At 45.1% G+C, this 19723-nt stretch carries 14 protein-coding genes and 1 tRNA gene; 7 read left to right on the plus strand and 8 right to left on the minus strand.

What is annotated here, in order from left to right:
- From B5D06_RS07390 to B5D06_RS07420, 7 genes are all read left to right on the plus strand, one after another.
- The coding region (locus tag B5D06_RS07390) for an IS30 family transposase (RefSeq protein ID WP_234989574.1) at window positions 1-317 on the plus strand (317 nt) is incomplete at its 5' end.
- Window positions 318-409: 92 nt separating this feature from the next.
- Window positions 410-482, plus strand: a tRNA-Gly gene (locus tag B5D06_RS07395).
- Window positions 483-783: 301 nt separating this feature from the next.
- Window positions 784-2220, plus strand: coding sequence for a CCA tRNA nucleotidyltransferase (locus B5D06_RS07400; protein ID WP_078737368.1), 1437 nt, complete (start codon window positions 784-786; stop codon window positions 2218-2220).
- Between the two features lie 69 nt (window positions 2221-2289).
- Entirely contained in the window at window positions 2290-3408 is a 1119-nt protein-coding gene (locus tag B5D06_RS07405) for a cation diffusion facilitator family transporter (RefSeq protein ID WP_078737369.1), read from the plus strand.
- 11 nt (window positions 3409-3419) lie between these two features.
- Entirely contained in the window at window positions 3420-3668 is a 249-nt protein-coding gene (locus B5D06_RS07410; RefSeq protein WP_078737370.1) for a hypothetical protein, read from the plus strand.
- A 103-nt stretch (window positions 3669-3771) separates the two neighbouring features.
- On the plus strand, window positions 3772-4995 hold the full coding sequence (locus B5D06_RS07415; RefSeq protein ID WP_078737371.1) for a C10 family peptidase: 1224 nt from the start codon (window positions 3772-3774) through the stop codon (window positions 4993-4995).
- Window positions 4996-5021: 26 nt separating this feature from the next.
- Window positions 5022-5567 (plus strand): hypothetical protein, encoded by a 546-nt coding sequence (locus B5D06_RS07420; protein WP_078737372.1) that lies wholly within the window; start codon window positions 5022-5024, stop codon window positions 5565-5567.
- 175 nt (window positions 5568-5742) lie between these two features.
- Here B5D06_RS07420 and B5D06_RS07425 read toward each other — a convergent pair whose 3' ends face one another.
- From B5D06_RS07425 to B5D06_RS07460, 8 genes are all read right to left on the minus strand, one after another.
- On the minus strand, window positions 5743-7146 hold the full coding sequence (locus B5D06_RS07425) for a YihY/virulence factor BrkB family protein (RefSeq protein WP_078737373.1): 1404 nt from the start codon (window positions 7144-7146) through the stop codon (window positions 5743-5745).
- Window positions 7147-7261: 115 nt separating this feature from the next.
- Entirely contained in the window at window positions 7262-7828 is a 567-nt protein-coding gene (locus B5D06_RS07430) for an isochorismatase family protein (protein WP_078737374.1), read from the minus strand.
- Window positions 7825-9519 (minus strand): tetratricopeptide repeat protein, encoded by a 1695-nt coding sequence (locus B5D06_RS07435; protein WP_078737375.1) that lies wholly within the window; start codon window positions 9517-9519, stop codon window positions 7825-7827. Before B5D06_RS07435 ends, B5D06_RS07430 begins: the two co-directional genes overlap by 4 nt.
- 11 nt (window positions 9520-9530) lie before the next feature.
- On the minus strand, window positions 9531-12038 hold the full coding sequence (locus B5D06_RS07440; RefSeq protein WP_234989575.1) for a YfhO family protein: 2508 nt from the start codon (window positions 12036-12038) through the stop codon (window positions 9531-9533).
- 42 nt (window positions 12039-12080) lie between these two features.
- Window positions 12081-13055: a glycosyltransferase family 2 protein gene (locus B5D06_RS07445; RefSeq protein WP_078737377.1), complete on the minus strand. Its 975-nt coding sequence runs from the start codon at window positions 13053-13055 to the stop codon at window positions 12081-12083.
- 20 nt (window positions 13056-13075) lie between these two features.
- Window positions 13076-14551, minus strand: coding sequence for a cysteine--tRNA ligase (gene cysS, locus B5D06_RS07450; protein WP_078737378.1), 1476 nt, complete (start codon window positions 14549-14551; stop codon window positions 13076-13078).
- Between the two features lie 670 nt (window positions 14552-15221).
- A complete protein-coding gene (mfd, locus tag B5D06_RS07455; protein WP_078737379.1) occupies window positions 15222-18641 on the minus strand; it encodes a transcription-repair coupling factor in 3420 nt (1139 codons plus the stop codon).
- Between the two features lie 161 nt (window positions 18642-18802).
- Window positions 18803-19399 (minus strand): sugar transferase, encoded by a 597-nt coding sequence (locus B5D06_RS07460; RefSeq protein WP_078737380.1) that lies wholly within the window; start codon window positions 19397-19399, stop codon window positions 18803-18805.
- Window positions 19400-19723 lie beyond the last annotated feature (324 nt).

Genomic DNA, 19723 nt, shown 5'->3' on the forward strand with positions numbered 1-19723 from the left:
ATTTCAAGAGAATGGGATTGCTACATTCCATCACAACGGACAATGGTGCCGAGTTTATGGCTTTTTCTTCCATCGAAAGGGCACTCAAAATTCCCGTTTTCTTTGCAAAACCCTATTGCTCAACCGACAAACCACACATAGAACATCTAAACAAACTAATAAGACAATATATACCGAAAGGAACCTCTTTCTCCGAAATATCGAAACTACAAATCAAAACAATACAAAGCCTGCTAAACAACAGACCCAGAAAAAAGCTAAACTTTCAATCTCCTATAAAAGCCCTTGACGTATATTTGCAACAACGTTGCACTTGACTCTGGAATCTGCACGTTTAATTTGTTGCACCTCGCTATTGATTATATCAAATTATTTACTACCTTTGCAGTCGGATTTTGAAAATATACCTGCGGAAATAGCTCAGTTGGTAGAGCATAACCTTGCCAAGGTTAGGGTCGCGAGTTCGAGTCTCGTTTTCCGCTCTCGGGTTTGGCTCTCCTATCTTGCTTTAGATGGGGGAGTTTTTTTATGGAGTAAAGTAGGTTGAAACCCTTTTTATCGCAGAGGATGACGAAGAGCCTTAGACCCTCTCCGTAAAAGGTTCTGTGTAAACTCAAGTTTCCTCAGGTCTAAACTCAAGTTTGCATAGGTAGAAATGAAAGTTGGCACAGGAGGAAACTTTTTGTAGGTTTCTGCGCAACTCTCACCAAGGTTACAGGAATAGATTCTGTAGGAAAACTCTACCTTTGTCCCTTACTATATCTAATTTGTTCTCTCTAAAATATGTTCGATGAAAAAAGCTTAGCAAAAGCCATTGATACTCCCCTCTTTCACATGATTGGCGAGGCTGCCGACGAATTGGGGGTCGAAGCCTACGTGGTAGGAGGCTATGTACGAGATCTTCTACTCCAACGCCCCTCTTACGATATAGATGTAGTCTCCGTAGGGCGAGGCATCGATCTGGCACGCGCTTTTGCTAAGAAGTGGGGCAGAGGAGCACACCTCTCTGTTTTTGCGAACTTCGGTACTGCTCAAGTAAAAAAGGGAGGGAAAGAGATCGAGTTTGTCGGGGCACGAAAGGAGAGCTACCGCAAGGATAGCCGTAAACCTATCGTCGAAGATGGTACTTTAGAGGAAGATCAAGAGCGAAGAGACTTTACCATCAACGCCATGGCCCTTTGCCTGAATAAAGAGCGTTATGGCGAATTGGTCGATCCCTTCTATGGTCTGGAAGACCTCGAAGACTGTTTGCTGCGCACCCCGTTAGACCCCAATATTACTTTCAGCGACGACCCTTTGCGTATGCTACGTGCTATCCGCTTTGCTACACAGTTGGGCTTCTTTCTGCACGAAGAGACTTTCGAAGCTATCGAACATAATATAGAGCGCATTTCTATCGTTTCTGCGGAGCGTATCATGATAGAGCTAAATAAAATCATGGCATCGCCTCGTCCCTCGATAGGACTTGAACTGCTGGAGCAAACGGGACTTATGAAAATCATTCTCCCAGAACTACTTGCCCTAAAGGGAGCAGAAACAAAAGATGGTATAGGACACAAAGACAACCTTACGCACACCTATCGAGTAGTTGATAATCTGGCGATGAAAAGCGATAAGTTATACTTGCGCTGGGCGGCTCTGCTGCACGACATTGCCAAACCCGTGACCAAACGTTTCGACAAGAAACTGGGATGGACTTTTCACAATCATAATATCGTGGGGGCAAAGATGGTACCTCGTCTATTCAAACGTCTCAAACTGCCGATGGACCATAACATGAAGTATGTTGCCAAGATGGTAGATCTCCATATGCGCCCCTCTACGCTGGTAGATGAGGGGGTTAGCGACTCTGCCGTACGCAGGTTGCTCTTCGAGGCTGGTGACGATATAGACGATTTGATGCTACTGGTAGAGGCGGATATCACGAGCAAAAATCCGCAACGTGTGAAGCGTTATCTCGACAACTATGTTACGGTGCGTCGAAAGCTGAAAGAAATCGAGGAGAAAGACCGCATCCGCAACTTCCAACCCCCTATCTCGGGCGAGGAAATCATGGAGCTATTCTCCCTCCCGCCATCACGCATTGTAGGTACTCTCAAAGAATCCATAAAAAATGCCATACTCGATGGCGTTATTCCCAATGAATACGAAGCCGCCTATCAATATCTACAAGAAAAAGCAACCGCTATGGGATTGACCTGTAAGAATACCCAGAAGTGAGTAAAGCAAAGGAGCGTTTCGACAGTTATTGTATATTAGCCCTTTACAAATAGTATAATAAGAAAAGCTATGAGACATACAGAAGAACACAAACACATTGATTCTTGTAGCCATACCCATGAGCATGACACAAACGGGCATCATCACCATCAAAGCCATACCCATGAGCATGACACAAATGGGCATCATCACCATCAAAGCCATACCCATGAGCATGACACACACGAGCATCACCACCAGCACGACTACACACATGAACACGATGCTCACGGGCACCACCACCATGGGCATAGCCATATCTTAGGGCACCATCATCACGGAGCAGAGGGGAATATCAAAATGGCCTTTTGGCTCAATCTCTCTTTTGCTCTTTTTGAACTCATTGGCGGATTTTTTACCCAGAGTATTGCTATCCTCTCTGATGCTCTACACGATTTTGGCGATGCGCTATCGCTCGGAGTAGCTTGGTACTTACAGCGATTGAGCAGCAAAGGGAGAGATGCCAAATTTAGTTACGGCTACAAACGCTTCTCCCTATTGGGCGCGCTTTTTATCTCTACCATTCTTTTGGTCGGGTCTATATTCGTTATCTCGGCAGCTTTACAGAGGCTCTCCAATCCAGGAGAGCCTAAAGCAGGATGGATGCTTGTCATAGCTATTGTAGGGGTTGTTGTAAACGGGGTGGCAGCCTTACGGATTAGTAAAGGAAGTAGCTTTAATGAAAGGGCTGTTATGCTACATCTTTTGGAGGATGTATTGGGCTGGGTAGCAGTACTTGTGGTGAGTATCGTGATGAACTTTGTAAATGTACCTATCTTGGATCCTATCCTCTCGATAGCTATCTCTTGTTGGGTACTCTTCAATGTAGTGCGCACCCTCTTAGGTACATTTAAGGTACTGCTCCAGGGTGTGCCCTCCGATATCTCTCTGCACGATATAGAAGAGCGTGTTGCGGCGTTGCCCGAGGTGCTTTCGATGCACGACTTGCATCTTTGGAGCGTGGACGGAGAGCTGCATGTACTTACCATTCACGTGGTTTATAATACCACGCAGTGTACGACAGCCGAAGAGATTTTGGCACTTAAGGAACGTGTGCGTGAAGTTATCCGTTCCTGTGGTGTGCAACACGCTACTATAGAGATGGACTCGCCCGATACAGACTGTGGCATGACCTCTTGCTGTGAATAAAGTTTATTAAGATGACGAATTCGCCCATTCTACCCCAAGAAGAGGAAGAAGCGTTTGCATTTGCTTCGCATCGTTTCAAAGCAAGTCACTACGCGCTCGGACGTATTATCATGGAACTCTCTTCTTCGCACCTTTTCCGAAATATTGAAACTGCAAATCAAAACAATACAGAGCCTGTTAAACGACAGGCTCAGAAAAAAACTAAACTTTCAAGCCCCTATAGAACTCTTAATATATATATGCAACATCGTTGCACTTGATACTGGAATCTGCTCCCCCCCCCTGAGCTTTGTGCTTATGTTTGGTTAATTCTCTTTTATAGTATATCTTTGCGAGATAAAGTAATAAAAATATATTTAAATTATGGCATTCAAATTATTCTTAAAGATGTTCGCGCTACTGAGCATGGTAAGCGTATTTTCATGTGCGAAAAAAGATCCAACAGCTTCTTTTGAAAATCAAAAGAATGTAGACACCTCCATTGAGGAAAATGCCCTTCAACTTTATACAGAACTCTACTCCTCCAAGATGAGACAAGGACAGCCTGTGAAGGTTAAGGATGTATCATTAATAGAAACTCTGAATTTTAGAAGTGAAGATTCAGACAAACCCAATGTGGATGTTTGTGTTGTGAACTTCCAAGATGATAAAGGATTTGTTATAATGACAAAGGGCGATGTCGAGACTCCTATTGCGATTGTTGATGCGGGAAACTTCGAGCCTAAACGGGAGCAGCGTTTGACAATCGATTCTGTTCTGTGGGGGGTAATAGACCAATCTATTGTTGATATAATGCTCAATTATGAAAAACAAAAAAAACATCAAATCTTTGTCAATAGAGGGTATAAAGTGGTTGAGTTAATTGAGCCGAAGTTAAAGACTGCGCTCAGACAAAAAGGAGCCTACTTTTATCCTTATAGACCAGCCGATGTAGCGGGTTGTGTCCCAGTGGCACTCGCACAAATTCTGACTTACTACAAAACGATTACTTGGCCAATAAAAAACAGATTAATTAATTGGGCAAAAATTGAAGAAGAAAGCTACAGAAATGGAGGTGAAATGGGGAGCGACTCTCCCGAAGAAACGAGGACAGATCTAAATGAGGTTCTTTGGTGGATTGGATTAAATTCAGGAGCCCACTATGCTAAATATAAGACCTCGACTAATTCCTCTAGAGCACTAAAACTAATGACTCGAAATGGCTTTATAGCGAATACAGGAATGTATGAATACACAGTAAATCAAGTTCGTAGTGGGCTATTAGAAAACAAATTGACATATATGCATGGAGCTCGTTCTGAAAGATATTTTATATTTCATAGCTGGAGTTGGCCTGATGGGGGGCATGCTTGGGTTGTTGATGGTTATGCCAAACTTAGGGATAAAGAAAACAAAGAAACAGAAATGGTTCATATAAACTGGGGTTGGGGACCTATGTATTACAATGGCTACTTTAGAAGTAATGTTTTCAATCCCCACGACTCTGAAGCTATCAGAATGAATGCTTTTAGAGATGGAAATACAAATAACGAGTATAAATATGGTATAGAAATGACTCATGTTTATCCTAGCAGTTTTGACAGATAACACACGAAGATAAAAAACAACACATTATGAAAAAGATTAGTATTCTCGCACTTTGCGTTTTTGGACTTTTGCTTCTCCTTTCTTGTAAACAGAAGTTTAACAAAGATAGCGGACCACAAGACATTGCTTTACGGTTAATAAATGGAACTCCAGAAGTGCTCAATCTGAGTGAAGCCTACTTCTATTTTGAGAGAGAAAGTGACCATCAACTATTTTTTGTAAACGTTAATCCTTCCTCTTCCCCTTCGCCAAAATCCGATAACGAAGTGCACCTTCTTTGGGGTAACGCACCCATAAGCAGGCCTTATGAGGCAATAGAAGACAAAATAGTAGCCCAACAGCCTTGGATGAGGGATCTGGAAATGGAGGGAATACTCCATATTGCATCAAAGGATAAAAAGGAGATCGCTCAGATTAAAATGAGAATTAAGTTAGAAATACATAATCTCACAAGTCCAATAAAAGAAGTCGTTGCCCTCAAAGGTATTGCTTCTCTTCGGGAGATTGAGGAAGGGGCGTTCCACTGTTACAATCCTAAAACTCTTAAGATAGACTTTATAAAAAACGAGTAATCTGTTTCTTTGTAAAGAGGCTCTAAGAAAATAAATCGTTAGAATCTCTCTCCTCCTCCCCTCCCCCCCCCCCCCAAAAAAAAAAACAACTCGCTGTTCCCTTACTTGAGAGGAGGCAGCGAGTTGTTTATTGCCCCTTTAGAGCACCGAGACGCGGGCGATGCCGTGCAGGCGGTTAGTTCCCGAGAGGTAAGTCTTTAAGTAACGTTTCTGCCGTAGTATCTTTCAGTCCGCTACGCGTGGCAAGAATAAGCTCCCATTCGGTAGCAAATCGCTGACGGTCTACTTTGAAATTTTCACTTCCTTTAGCATCCAACAGCCGTATGATGAATCCGACTGTTATTTTATCTGGGTCTATGGCAGGATAGTAGTAGCCTGTTTTCAAATCTTCGGGATAGTTAACCTCGATGATAATACCCAATTCGATGAGTTCTCTTATGATAATCATGGTAAGTCGGATGGGTATCTTGCAGGTATCGGCAATACTCTCTGCCGTGTGAGGCGTTAGATTAGAGATGTCTATAAAACGGTGAACAATGTGACCTGCTACGAGTATGGTAAGAAAATCGTTGTATCTTCTCGACACAAGAGTCGCCTCCTTTTCGTAGTAAAACTTGTCCACATTCTGTATCGCATAGCAGAGCTTAGCACAAAAGAGTATAATGACCCACGTTAGCTGTATCCACAACAATAAGAGAGGAAATGCGGCGAAACTACCATATATAGAGTTGTATTTCGAGATCCACATCATTCCATTGATATACATCATCTGGAAGGTTTGGAAAGCAACCCCCGCCAATATCCCAGACAGCAAGGCTGGGAAGAAGCGCACCTTAACGTTGGGCATCGCCATAAACATACCTACAAATGTAAATACGATAAGTATAAAAGGTATGAGGTGCAGTATCAGCTCGGCAATTGGACCTATAATCACATAATCTTTGACGAAGCTATTTTTTATGGTGCTCATGGCAAGGGTCAATCCCGAAGATACCGTTATGATGATAGGCAACAGGAAGAGCATCGCAAAGTAGCTCATAATCTTCGCTTTGAGCGGGCGGCTCTGAGGCTTTTCCCAAATCTCATTAAAGGCACCCTCTATGGTAGAGAGTAGATTGAATACAGTATAACAAAGCAAAATCAACCCGAACCCGAGGAATATGCCACTACGTACCTGATCTAAGTAGTTGTCTACAAAGTCGAACGAATGGTTCAATTCTTCCCGATGAGAGGGGAAGTAGTCGAGTAGCGTCTTAAAGAAAATATCTTGGATGCCAAAGCCTTTGGCAATACCGAGCAGAACCGCAAGAAGAGGAACAATAGAGAGCACCGTACTATAGGTAAGTGCCGATGCTTTTTGGGTTAGGTTCTCTGCCACGAAACCCTTAATGGCCATATAGATCGATTTGAGGGCATTGAGGTATATGCGATGGATGCCTTTTACCTCATGCTCCCTGATATGCCACATATCTTTCGTTACAAAGAAGAAAAATCGATTAAAAAAATAGTTCCATTTACGGATAAAACGGCTTTTTTTCTTGCGAGTAACGGGTTGGGATTCTGTATTTTTTTTCTTCATCGGGGTATGCTCTATGTTAGATTTCGTATCTATTTACTGTGTATGATGTAAGAGGATTCAACTTCTCTCTTATGCATGGAAAGGGAGCAGCTCCCCCTACCTATATCGGGGGGAGTTATCGAAGTAAATGCACTCCCTCTTGTGCAATAAAGTTACGAAGGGTACTCCCATCGTCAATGCTGGCGATACCCTCTTCCAAAAGGTATAGTTTACTGCCCAAACCTAATTTGAGCAAATCTCGCACCGTCTGTAGAACACAGTAATCTCCTGCAATGCCAGCTACTACGATATGCGTAGCACTGCGGAGTAACTCTGGAACCTCACTCTCAAAGGCACTGTAAGCATCTCGCTCGGAGGTCGTCGCTTTCTCGACCATCTTGTAAGGGATTTTGCGCTCTACCACACTCTTTACAAGCGGTAGTACCTCTGGTGTCAAGGCCGCCCCCTCGGTATAACGAATGCAGTGTGGGGGCCATAGTCCGCCATTTGCTTGAAAGCTACAGTGATCCCATGTGTGTTGGTCGGAGGTTATCACGAGGGCTTCCATTTCTTCGATATGACGGTTTCCCCACTCCGTTAGTAGCTCCATAGCTCTTCCTGCGTGAGGTACTGCCAAAGAGCCACTAACGAAATCTACCTGAGGGTCTACGACCAACAGAGTATAGGGTTGAGTTATTTTCATAGCAGCAACGTTTGGAATGCAGCCTCTTGCGAGAGATTACGGAACTCCTTATCGATACGTAAGCGTGTTACGAAGTCTGGATTGCGACGCAAAGCTTCGCGCAAATAGTTCAAAGTAGCTTGCTTATCGCCCATACGGTTGCTTACGATTGCTTTCAAATAGTCAGTCGTAGCGTTGGTACGTTCGATACTTTCGAGAGTCTCGAGGGCTTGCTTGTAGTTTCTGTTGAGGAGTTGTGCCACGGCTGCATTATTACTCTTGGTATCCGCATAAGTAGCAAGTGCTTGCTCATACTTGCCTTGTTTGAGGTAGAGTAGACCAAGAACTTCATTACTTCCCTTTGTAGAGGAAGCAATCGATGTGCCGATAAGCTCCTCGGCACTCTTCAAATCGCCCTTTTCGAGCGCAACCAAAGCGAGGTTCAGACGAGTTTCGGGTAGGTCTTGTATCGCACGAGCGCGTTCGTACCACTCGACAGCTTTGCTCATATCTCCCTTTTGCAAGTAGAGAGAGCCTATATTGTTGTAAGCGCGAGCATCCTTAGGATGGAGCTGAGAGGCTTGTAGGTAGAGTTTCTCTTGTGTAGCTATATTGTTCTCGAGGGTTACAGCATAGAGAAGTTCTTCTACGGTGAGTGTTTCGGGAGCTGTACGTGCCAAACGGCTCAACTCTTCGTCACTCTTGCCAATGGTCTCTATGTTGGCCGTAAGACGAGAACGACGTAGCAGCGGCAATATCTCTTTGGCAAGTTGATCATATACAACGCTGATGTTGCGTATCTCCTGCTCACGCTCTTCGGGATCACTGTACATAGAGAGTACTCGTAAGATGAGTTCCTTGTCTTGGATAGAACTACGCTCTACAAACGAGCGAAATCCCTCCCAGTCTTGTGCTGTATAGTGAGCACTTATCTCTACCCCTTTTTTCCACTCCTTATCGAGAGCAGCTGTTGTATTGCGCTCTCTTTGGGCAGAAAGTCTCTCATTCAAAGCTACTCCCCCATCGGGCGAAGCGTACGCCTGTACTTCTACAGAAACACGTTGGTTCGGTGCCTGCTGAGCATTCTCCACTAACTCTCTCCACTCCTGTACGTCCTCTTTTTTCCATTCCTGTGAGCGGATGTTGGCTTGCTGTATGAGGAAGTGAATATCGGCATCGAAGCGTTCCTTAATAATCCTCTGGAAAGCATCGGGCGCAATAATAGGAGTAGCACCCGAAAGATCGGCCAAAGTTTGTGTAGCGAGCGTGCCTTCTCCTATTTTTATCTCGGGCAAATTGACCCCTTTACCATTGATAGTGGCGTTAAAGGTCATATAAAGATCACTTTCCATCAGACGAGGATCGGAGTAATCAAAGTAGGTATTCATACGTATAATACTCCCTTGAGCGTAGTTTACAGAGCGGTAATTGTCCAAAACTTTCTCTCCTTGAATTGTTTCCGTTACCCCCCAAGTTTCCCCTCCAGCATAGCGAAGAACGGGTAGGAAAGAGACTTTGGCTTTCTTGTGCATCCATTTAGAGGGTATGCTCACAGAGATGGTAGTTGGTATCTGCTCTCCCATTAGTTCCAAGGGGCGAGGTTGCGTTGTAAAGTTTTGCTCTGAAAGGGGCTTAAGTTTAGGCGTACAAGAGGCAACCATAAGTGCAGTTGCCAGACACAATGAAGATGTGCGCAAAAATTGTTGGGACATACTAAGCGTTGTTATTTAATAGTTTTTGTTGTCAGATATTTTTTGCAAGAGGAGTAGATAGCCCCCAAAAGCAGTAAGAGCAAGAGTATGAGTGCACCGAAAGCAATTCTTTCGGTAGTGGCAATCGAAGTAGGGGCAAATGTTAAGCGCAAGGAATGTGTGCCCGCAGGTACGATAACTCCTCTTAGCGTATAGTTTACGCGTATGATAGGTACTTCTTTGCCATTTACGGTAGCTATCCATCCCTCGGGATAGTATATTTCTGAGCAAACCAGCAAGGCATCTTGTCCTACCGAAGTAAGGTACTCTACCTCGTTGGGTGTGTGCTTAATGAGGGTAACATTTGCAGTGCTGTCGGAAAGAGGAGCGAGCCTTTTGAGATTATCATCTACAAAACGGGCATCGACGATTGCCGTGGTGCGAAGGTCTTCTGTATTGAGTGCCTTCATCTCGCTATTGGCATCGGAAACGACCTTTATACTTTGGGCAAACCATGCAGGGCCATAAGCTCGATCATTAAAGAAGGCTTTTGGCATTCCTGTCTCGGGGTCGGGCTGGATGATATAGCGCGTATTGAGCATATTTACTACCTCTTCATTGCCTTTGAGCAACTGATGAGTAATGAGGTCTTGATAACGCTGGAGTTTGGCAGCATGATAACCGCCCACACTTCTATGCCAACGGCTTGTTGTCGCATCATTAAACGAATTGACGGACATATTCCAAACACGATACCCCAAGGTCTTATCTTGAAGAATAGTACGGTCTGCCTCGGTTTGTGGTGCTGCCATTGCGGCTACCTGTGCAGGTCTTTGATACATTGCGTCGTATAGATAGCGTTTATCTACCAACCACAAGTCTACTAGCGTAATAACCCCTAATAGTATCAGTACGGGTACCTGTTTTACTTTTCCCTTGGTGTAGAGCCAAACAATTCCAGACGAAAGGAGTATTACGATGAGAGCATGAAGTGCATCGCTACGGAGCATACTGCGACGTACTCCCACAAGCGCATCACGCAACCCTATGTATTCGGGGTTGGAGAGTATAAGCTGTCCCAACTGCTCCTGCTCCATTGAAGAGAGGAAACTAAAGAATAAATCGGGCACTGCTATAAAGAGTAAAAGCACTACTGTAGGTATGCCTACGGCTGTAATCGTAGCCCATTTCTTTTCTTTAAGAATGCTGGGTTGCTTCATCACCTCTACCAAACCTAAGATTGCTAAAAGTGGAATGGTCAGCTCGGCAATCACCAGAATAGAGGAGACTGCTCGGAAGTTATTGTACAGTGGGAAGTAATCGATGAAAAGATTTGTCAGAGGCATAAAATTCTTACCCCATGAAAGTAGTATGGATAGGAGGGTCATAGCTATCATAACCCACTTAATAGGCCCTCGCACCAGAAAACAACCGAGTAAGAAAAGGACACAAACGAAGGCCCCTACATAGACAGGTCCTGACGTAAAAGGTTGTTCGCCCCAATAGGATGGGATCCCAGCTATTGTCTGTTGGTACATCGGAGCTACGTCTTCTATCTGTTTCGGATTAGCCCCCAAAGGCACCGAAGCTCCGCCCCTTATATTCGGTACGAGCAAGCTCCATGTTTCCCCCACTCCATAGCTCCACTGAGTAATGTACTCTTTGTCGAGTCCCGATTGCGCCTTCTCTGCCCGTTGGGCGAGGGAGGCATCTTCTGCATCCAATGTCAATTCGCTGCCGCCTCGCATGGTCTCTTGGGCATAGCGGTAGGTATGGTACAAATTGGACGAATTTATAGCAATCCCGATAAGGCCCGCTATAAGAGCCACACCCGTTGAACGCAAGAAGTCACTTATATGATGAGTGCGAATGGCTTCGATGAACCACCCTATCACCATAGCCCCCATTACGAAAAGGAAGTAATAGGTCATCTGTACGTGGTTAGCCAGTAGCTGTAAAGCGGTAAAAAAAGCCAGTACAAAAGCTCCCTGCAACCATCTCTTGCGGTAAATCCATATAAGCCCTGCTAAAGTAGGAGGGATAAAGGCAAGTGCCGTGAGCTTCCATATATGCCCAGCAGCTATGAGGATAATGAAGTAACTGGAGAAAGTCCACATAAGAGCCCCGATAGTTGCGGGGATATTCCGTACCTGTAAAGACTTCAAAAGTAGGAAGAAGCCTATCATCATAGCGAAGAGCAACCACGGAGACTCTCCCATAAGTCGTAGTGGCCAACGGAGGGTATAGACCTTTTCTGCCTTAGACAGAGCCTCGGTAGAGGGGTAAGAGGGCGATATTTGATACATCGGCATCCCTCCAAAGAGACTGTTGGTCCAGTAGGAATGTTCGCCCGTAGCTGCCTCATAGTCTCGCACGTCCTGCCCGTTGCCCGAAGCCCCCGCTACATCTTGTTGGAAGAGCACTCTTCCCTCCCATGTTGCAGGCATGAAATAGGTCGTGGCTATGATGCCAAATAGGACGATGATAACCGCATAGGGCCATAAAACCTTAAGGCGTTGTAGTAGAGCGTTCGAGTTCATTGTGTCTGTCTTCATGAGAAAATACTCGGGCTTTATTAGATACTATGTTTTACGATCGAAAAGAGCTCTTATAAGTCCCAATCCATACCCAAAGATCTGAGTAAAGGAGGCTATAACCGCATACCCAGCTACTTTTATACTGCGGGTGCGCACAAGAGCGTCGAAAAAGAAGAGAAAAGCCAAGCCCCCGATAGGAAACCATGACCAAAATGTACATACCCCCCCTACAAAAAAGAGGATAAGGAAGAGGGTTGCCACAGAGGGCAGTAGATGAATAGGGCGTAAAGAGTGAGGATGGCGACGACTTAGAGCTACACGAGCCCCCCCGAACTTGAATACTTGGCGGAAAAACTGTAGGAAAGTGCTACGCCTTTTATGGTAGACAAAAGCCTCGGGAATAAGTTGTACATGTGCCCCCCTTTGGTGTAAACGCATACTGAAATCGAGATCTTCGCCGTAACGCATAGAGGGGTCAAAGCCTCCCATCTCTCTATACAGTGCTGTACGACAACCCAAATTGAAACTTCGGGGGTAGTAATGGCTAATTCGTTTTTTCCCCCCTCGTATGCCCCCAGTTGTAAGGAAAGAGGTCATCGAGTAGTTTATCGCTTTCTGCACGGTGGTAAAGTCGGCATGGGCTGCATCGGGTCCACCGAAAGCATCTAAAGGAGCCCCTTTGTCTCGATAGCTATTGAGTGCCTGCTCTATAGAAGCGATGTACTGTGGCGGTAAGATTATGTCGGAATCTAAGAGGACAATATACTCCCCCTCTGCCCATTGGCTCCCTATATTGCGAGCCTTTGAGGGTCCGCCGTTGGGTGTAGCGTGGTATTGTATGGAGAGCTGCCCTTGATAACGCTCTACCTCTGTAAGACAGGGACGGGAAGAACCATCCTCCACGATAATAACCTCAAATGTTTTCAGCGTCTGTACCGCGAGGCTCTGCAGAAGCTCTTCGACCTCTTCAGGGCGGTTGTAGACGGGTACGATTATCGAGTATCGAGGTGGAATAGGCATAGTAGCATCCAGAGGGAACGTTATTCGTTGAGTTGCCACTCGGCACCCTCTTTGGTATCTTTAATGGTAAAGCCCAATTCGGTGAGGGCGTCTCGGATTTTGTCCGAAGTAGCCCAATCCTTTTGGTTCTTAGCTGTTTGACGGATGTCGAGGAGTAAATTAACCGCTCCCTTATAGGCTTCTGTGCCAGAGTTACCCGACACGCGCTCGTCTTTCATACCTAAAATGTCGAAGAGATAGAGGCGGTAGATGCGCTTCAGCTCCTCTAAATCTTCTTGAGAGATTTGCTCCTCGCCACTGCGGAGGCGATTGATGAGCTTTGCAGCATCGAAGAGGGTGGCGATAACGATAGGCGTATTGAGGTCGTCGTTCATAGCTTCGGTGCATTGAGTTGCTATCGAAGCTACATCGCAACTGCTTTTACCATTTGTCGTGAGCTTATCGAGTTGATCATTGGCATCCAAAAGACGCATCAAACCCTTGTTGGCAGCTTGTAAAGCCTCATTGCTAAAGTCTACCGTCCCTCTGTAATGCGCCCCCAATATAAAGAAGCGGATGGTCATGGGAGAGTAGGGCTGTTCCAGTTTGTCGTGCTCTCCCGAGAAGAACTGATCAAGGGTAATGAAGTTCCCCAAACTCTTGCCCATCTTTTTACCTTCGATGGTAATCATGTTATTGTGCATCCAATAGCGCACCATTTGGTGCCCTTGAGCAGCAGTAGCTTGGGCTATTTCGCACTCATGATGGGGGAAAACCAAATCCATACCCCCTCCGTGTATATCGAAGCTCTCGCCCAAATACTTTCTTCCCATAGCGGTACACTCGCAGTGCCACCCTGGGAAGCCTTCGCTCCACGGAGCTGGCCAATGCATAAGATGCTCGGGTTTGGCGCATTTCCAGAGGGCAAAGTCGAGCGGGTTACGCTTCTCATCCTGCCCATCTAAGATGCGGGTGTTGGCTATCATATCTTCTATATTGCGTCCGCTTAGGATACCGTAGCCAAAATCCCTATTGAATTTCTCTACATCGAAGTATACCGACCCTTTGCTTTCATAAGCGTAACCTGCTTCAAGAATCTCTTCTACGAGTTTAATCTGCTCAATGATGTGTCCGCTTGCCATAGGTTCTATACTCGGAGGCAATACGTTGAGTGCCTCCATAGCATGGCGGTAACGGGTCAGATAGTACTGAACGACCTCCATCGGTTCCAGTTGTTCCAAACGAGCCTTCTTAGCCACTTTGTCTTCTCCTTCATCGGCATCGGACTCTAAGTGCCCCACGTCGGTAATGTTGCGTACGTAGCGCACTTTATAACCGAGATGCGTAAGATAGCGAAAGAGTATATCAAACGTGATGGCAGGTCGAGCATGTCCCAAATGAGCATCGCCATAGACGGTGGGGCCACATACGTAAAGCCCTACATGGGGTGCTGCAATCGGGATAAACTGTTCCTTGCTTCTGCTGAGGGTGTTGTAGAGAAAAAAAGGATGTTCCATAGATAGCGATACTATACTAATTTATGTAGACAAAGATACAGTTTATCGCACAACCTTAAAAGGACGAGAGGAGAGAAGCTTTTCTTTCTGTGCGATAAGATCGTCGACTGGCAGTGTCTGAAAAATGAGTGCAAGTTCTGGATTCCTTTTTTTTGTGTTGGAGCGAAGAGAGGGAAAATGGCAACTTCAACAGGGCGGACTTTTTTCTCTGTAGCTACTCTTTTAATGCTTATATCACACTAATTTTCCTCTTTTGTGGTGTGCTGTTTTCTATATTAGGATTGAATATACATATACGCAATCTTAATATACATATACGCAACTTGGAAATATATATATGCAATCTGCAAATAAAAAAATACTCCTAAAGAAAGTAACTTTTTTACCTATCAAATTCACTTTCTAAAGGGAAGCAACACAACTATACAATACCACACGAATGGTTTCTCAAAAGCAAGAGCAGCGGTATAGGATCGAAAAATGAGACTATGCCATCGTGCATAACGGAGGTAGCACCTCTCTCGAAAGAAGAAAAACGCAAGGCAGAGAATTCAATACGATAAGTTTAGACAACTCCCCTCCCCCTCAAAGAGAGGTGTTAGAGCCTAAAGGAAGAGAGTTTGCTTAGAGGCTTTAGAGAGCTACCTTGAGAGCGTGCCTGCGTTTAATGTTAGTATTCCGTGGGAGTACTAAGGATTTCTTTCAACACCTCTACCCCTCTCGACACAGTAGGGACTTTCTGAATGCGTGCCACCCTCTGTCCTTTCTTGCCCTGCTCTATAAGACACGTCTTGGTATTACGAGTTATGTAAACCAAAAGGCGAGAGAAAAGATCGGATTGATAGTAGGCACTGGCAGGGTCTTCGGGCAGGAAAAGATTCATACCCTCCTTGCGGAGCGTTATTTTTATAAGTCCCAATTTTCGTCCCCAAGAGCGCAATGAGGGTACGCGTATGAGTTCCTCTCCCTCTTTGGGTATTGCCCCGAATCGATCCTTCAGTCGCAAGCAGAAGTTCTCTATATCCTCTTCGGAAGTGAGACTATCCAACTCTCTGTACAGTGTAATACGCTCGGCATCTTGAGGTATGTATTCGGGCGGAAAGGAGAGGGCTAAATCGCTCTCAAAAACAGTGTCTAAGGGCTCTTCCAAAGCCTCTTTCTCCTCGGCAAAGAGGTTAGAAAACTCCTCTCTCTTTACTTCTCTTACGGCTTCGTCAAATACTTTGTGGTAGGCATCTATACCCATGTCGGCGATGAAGCCACTCTGCTCGCTTCCAAATATATTACCAGCTCCCCGAATGTCTAAATCCTGCATAGCGATACGTAAGCCACTACCCAAGTCGGAGTAGCCCTCTATTGCCCGCAAGCGTCTCTGAGAAGTATCATTCAGTAGGGAAAGAGGCGGTGCAATAAGGTAACAAAAGGCTTTTCGAGAGGAGCGTCCCACGCGCCCTCTTAGCTGATGCAGACTACTAAGTCCGTAGTGATGCGCTCTATCTATAATAATCGTATTGGCATTGGGTATATCTATACCGTTTTCTATGATAGTGGTAGCGACCAACACGTCGTACTCTTGACGAGCAAAGTCGAGTATAATTTCTTCTAAATCGGAAGGTTGCATCCGTCCATGTCCTACGGCAACACGGCATTTAGGCACATTGCGACGAATCATAGCGGCGATATCTTCAATATCCTCTATGCGATTATGCACATAGTATACCTGTCCTTTGCGACTTAGCTCGAAGTTTATTGCCTCGGCTATAATCTCCGCATTAAAATCGATTATCTCTGTTTGTATGGGATATCTGTTGGGCGGAGGGGTAAGTATATTGCTCAGGTCTCTTGTACCCATGAGGGAGAATTGAAGGGTACGAGGAATTGGCGTGGCACTCATGGAGAGCGTATCGACATTAACCTGCAGTTGCCTTAAAGCCTCCTTGACTTTAACGCCAAACTTCTGTTCTTCGTCTACGATGAGTAGGCCTAAATCTTTGAACTGCACATTCTTCCCCACTATGCGATGCGTACCGATGATGATATCGATCTTCCCCTCGGCCAATTCCTCCAGTAGTTTTTTTGTCTCTTTAGCACTCCTTGCACGAGAAAAGTAGGCAATCCGTACGGGGAAGTCTTTGAGCCGCTCGCTAAAAGTACAGTAGTGTTGGTAGGCAAGCAGAGTAGTAGGCACCAGTACGGCCACCTGTTTACTGTCGCACACAGCTTTAAAAGCAGCTCTTATGGCTACTTCCGTTTTTCCAAAGCCTACATCTCCACAGAGCAAACGGTCCATAGGTCTTGCCTGCTCCATATCATGTTTCACGGCTTCGACTGCTTTTAACTGGTCGGGCGTTTCCTCATAAATAAAAGAGGCCTCTAACTCTTTTTGCAGGTAGCTATCGGGAGAGAAAGCAAAACCCTCTGCTTCTTTACGTGCGGCGTAGAGTACGATAAGTTCTCGGGCTATATCCTTTATCTTCTTCTTGGTCTTCTCTTTGATGCGTAGCCATGCTCCACTACCGAGTTGGCTCAATTGGGGTTTGCCATCATCTTTGGCACGATACTTCGAGAGTTTCCTGAGATTGTGCAGGCTGACAAGAATATAATCGTTATTACGGTACACGATTTTGAGTACTTCCTCCTCCTTCCCCTCTCGCATCATAGTTATCAAACCAGCAAACTGTCCTATACCATGATCGTAGTGGACTATATAATCTCCAGGATTGAAGCTGTTCAAGTCCTTAATGGTAAGGGAGACCTTTCCCAAGCGTACCTTATCACTTTTGAGTTGATACTTGTGATAACGCTCAAAGAGTTGATGGTCGGTGAGGAAAACCTGATGTGTGGTGTGGTCTTCGAACCCCTCGTGAAGTGTGATAGGAAGCTGCAGGGGGAATAAATCTTCTCGCCCCAAATCGGACAATATCTCTTGCAAACGCTCTGACTGATTAACCCCCTCGGAAAGAAAGTATACCGTATAGCCCTCGTCTCTATAACGCTGTAAGCCCTCTATGAGTAAATCAAAATTCTTATGGAACAGTGGCTGAGCTGTAGTTTGGAAAGGAACCTCGGGTAGGGAGGATAAGCGATGTGAGGAGTGCAAATGTAGCGAAGAGAGTGAGCCCATCTCTTGCACCAACTGATCACACGAAAGCAAATGGGCTTTCATGTCGCTGGTAGCATCAAATCCCTCCCCTCCCTCGATCACTATAGCCTCGGTTTTGTCAAGTTGTTCGAGGGTGTCTATCGTGTGGTCATAATCGGCAAAAACGATGCGATACGTAGCAGGAAGAAGTGAGAAGAGCGAGTTCTTATGCTCTGAATCTATGAAAGAGAGTTTCGAAACGATACTGACCTCCTCTACTTTCTTTTTGGAAAGCTGTGTCGAGGGGTCAAAGGTTCGGATGCTTTCGATCTCATCGTCGAAAAAATCTAATCGGTAGGGAAAGTCGCTGTTGTAGGAGTAAATATCTACGATACTTCCTCTAAAGGCTACTTCGCCTGGTTCGTACACGTAGTCTGTAAGGGTAAAGCCCTCTTCTAAGAGCCACTCTCTTAACTGGGAGAGATGGCACTTCTCACCTACTGCATAGTGCAGTATTCGCTCCTCAAGCTCTTCCTTGTTGGGGATAGCTTCCGCCAAAGCCATCGGATAGGTTACTACAAGAGGCATTGACCCATTGCTGAGAGCAGTAATGAGCTCTGCTCGGAGCACTTCGTAGCCTGCATCTACATGGCCATACTTTATATGTCTGCGAAACGAAGAGGGATAGAAAAAGACCTCTTCTTTACCGATTAATTGTACCAAATCTCCGTAGAGATAACCAGCTGCTTCCTCGTCAAAAGCTACTATCAAGAGAGGTTGTGAGGGCAATGGCAGTTCTCCCCATGTACTTCCTTTATAGAGAGCGGAAGCAAGGGCTGCTATGGCAGAGCCTTGTATACCTCGGCAGAGCAGGGCTGGCTCTTTGCTTTTTTCTATGTTTTGTATAGCCGATTGCTTAGCCCATTGTTCCCAATGGCTGTTGCTTTGCTTTGTTTCCCGATTGAGGGGGCTATTTGGGGCTGTTTGTGCGCTCTTCGTTGTACTCATGCTATACAGGATTTTGGTAGGGGTAAAGTTACTTTTTTCTATTGGAGTCTTTGCAAAGGGTTCCTCTTATTAAAGAAAAAACCTTCGGAATAGAGCAACTCTATCGAAGGTCATAGATAACAGATAAAAAAAGAGGAAGAGAGAAGTTTTCCTTCAAGAGATCACTTTCTGAAGAAACTCAAAAAAACCGTCTTGAAGAGCAGTTTAATATCTCCCCACATACTTCTGTTCTGTACGTACTGTAGATTTAGTTCTATTTTCTTGGGCATAACGACGTCTCGAAAGTAGGCTTCTGGGTCTTCCGCCTTGCCTAACAGAGCATTTTCATCTCTGAAATAAATTGAAGCATTGCTTGTAATACCAGGGCGCACCGAGAGGATAGGCGCATAAAGATCTGGATAGAGCTCCACTTGCTGGCGTACCAAAGGACGAGGACCTACGAGGCTCATATCGCCTTTCAACACATTAATCAACTGAGGCAACTCATCCAACTTAAGCCGACGTAACACATAACCCGCTCTGGTAATACGAGGGTCATCATCTCCTACAGTAATCAACTGGTCTTTCCCCCAATCTTGACATCCCATGGAACGAAACTTATAGAGGATAAAGTCTTTGTTGTGACGTCCGACACGTGCTTGGCGAAAGAATACCGTTCCCTTGCTATCGAGCTTTATCCATAGGGATACGATTAGAAATACAGGAGAGAGGAGGATAAGTCCTAATAAGCTGACAATAAAATCAAGTAATCTCTTCATTTGGTGTTATTGGTACTTATCGGTCTCTTCACATTCCATATTTGTTGCATAAAGGTCGTAAAACAAACCTGTCTCTTACAAAAGAGAGACAAAATTACTCCCAAACAGTGCCCATGTAAGGGACTCGGTTAGAGTTTAGAAACCGCAATTACTCCGCAAAAGTATATACTTTGTACGATAACTAACGAATCAGAGTAATAATTCTTTTAATTAAGAATCTCTTTTTCTATCAACTCCACGGGAAATAGAGGTATCCTCTCGACTACTTAGGTGCTCCTTTTCCTCGGCAAAGTGCTATATCATACAAAAAGAGCCCGCAAAAGA

This window comes from Porphyromonas circumdentaria (genome assembly GCF_900167105.1).
GTDB classification, from domain to species: Bacteria; Bacteroidota; Bacteroidia; order Bacteroidales; family Porphyromonadaceae; genus Porphyromonas; species Porphyromonas circumdentaria.

Bases quoted from the DNA above. Each gene is read 5' to 3' on its own strand.
- B5D06_RS07400 (WP_078737368.1), top strand. From the start codon at position 784: ATGTTCGATGAAAAAAGCTTAGCAAAAGCCATTGATACTCCCCTCTTT.
- B5D06_RS07405 (WP_078737369.1), top strand. From the start codon at position 2,290: ATGAGACATACAGAAGAACACAAACACATTGATTCTTGTAGCCATACC.
- B5D06_RS07410 (WP_078737370.1), top strand. From the start codon at position 3,420: ATGACGAATTCGCCCATTCTACCCCAAGAAGAGGAAGAAGCGTTTGCA.
- B5D06_RS07415 (WP_078737371.1), top strand. From the start codon at position 3,772: ATGGCATTCAAATTATTCTTAAAGATGTTCGCGCTACTGAGCATGGTA.
- B5D06_RS07420 (WP_078737372.1), top strand. From the start codon at position 5,022: ATGAAAAAGATTAGTATTCTCGCACTTTGCGTTTTTGGACTTTTGCTT.
- B5D06_RS07425 (WP_078737373.1), bottom strand. From the start codon at position 7,146: ATGAAGAAAAAAAATACAGAATCCCAACCCGTTACTCGCAAGAAAAAA.
- B5D06_RS07430 (WP_078737374.1), bottom strand. From the start codon at position 7,828: ATGAAAATAACTCAACCCTATACTCTGTTGGTCGTAGACCCTCAGGTA.
- B5D06_RS07435 (WP_078737375.1), bottom strand. From the start codon at position 9,519: ATGTCCCAACAATTTTTGCGCACATCTTCATTGTGTCTGGCAACTGCA.
- B5D06_RS07440 (WP_234989575.1), bottom strand. From the start codon at position 12,038: ATGAACTCGAACGCTCTACTACAACGCCTTAAGGTTTTATGGCCCTAT.
- B5D06_RS07445 (WP_078737377.1), bottom strand. From the start codon at position 13,055: ATGCCTATTCCACCTCGATACTCGATAATCGTACCCGTCTACAACCGC.
- cysS (WP_078737378.1), bottom strand. From the start codon at position 14,551: ATGGAACATCCTTTTTTTCTCTACAACACCCTCAGCAGAAGCAAGGAA.
- mfd (WP_078737379.1), bottom strand. From the start codon at position 18,641: ATGAGTACAACGAAGAGCGCACAAACAGCCCCAAATAGCCCCCTCAAT.
- B5D06_RS07460 (WP_078737380.1), bottom strand. From the start codon at position 19,399: ATGAAGAGATTACTTGATTTTATTGTCAGCTTATTAGGACTTATCCTC.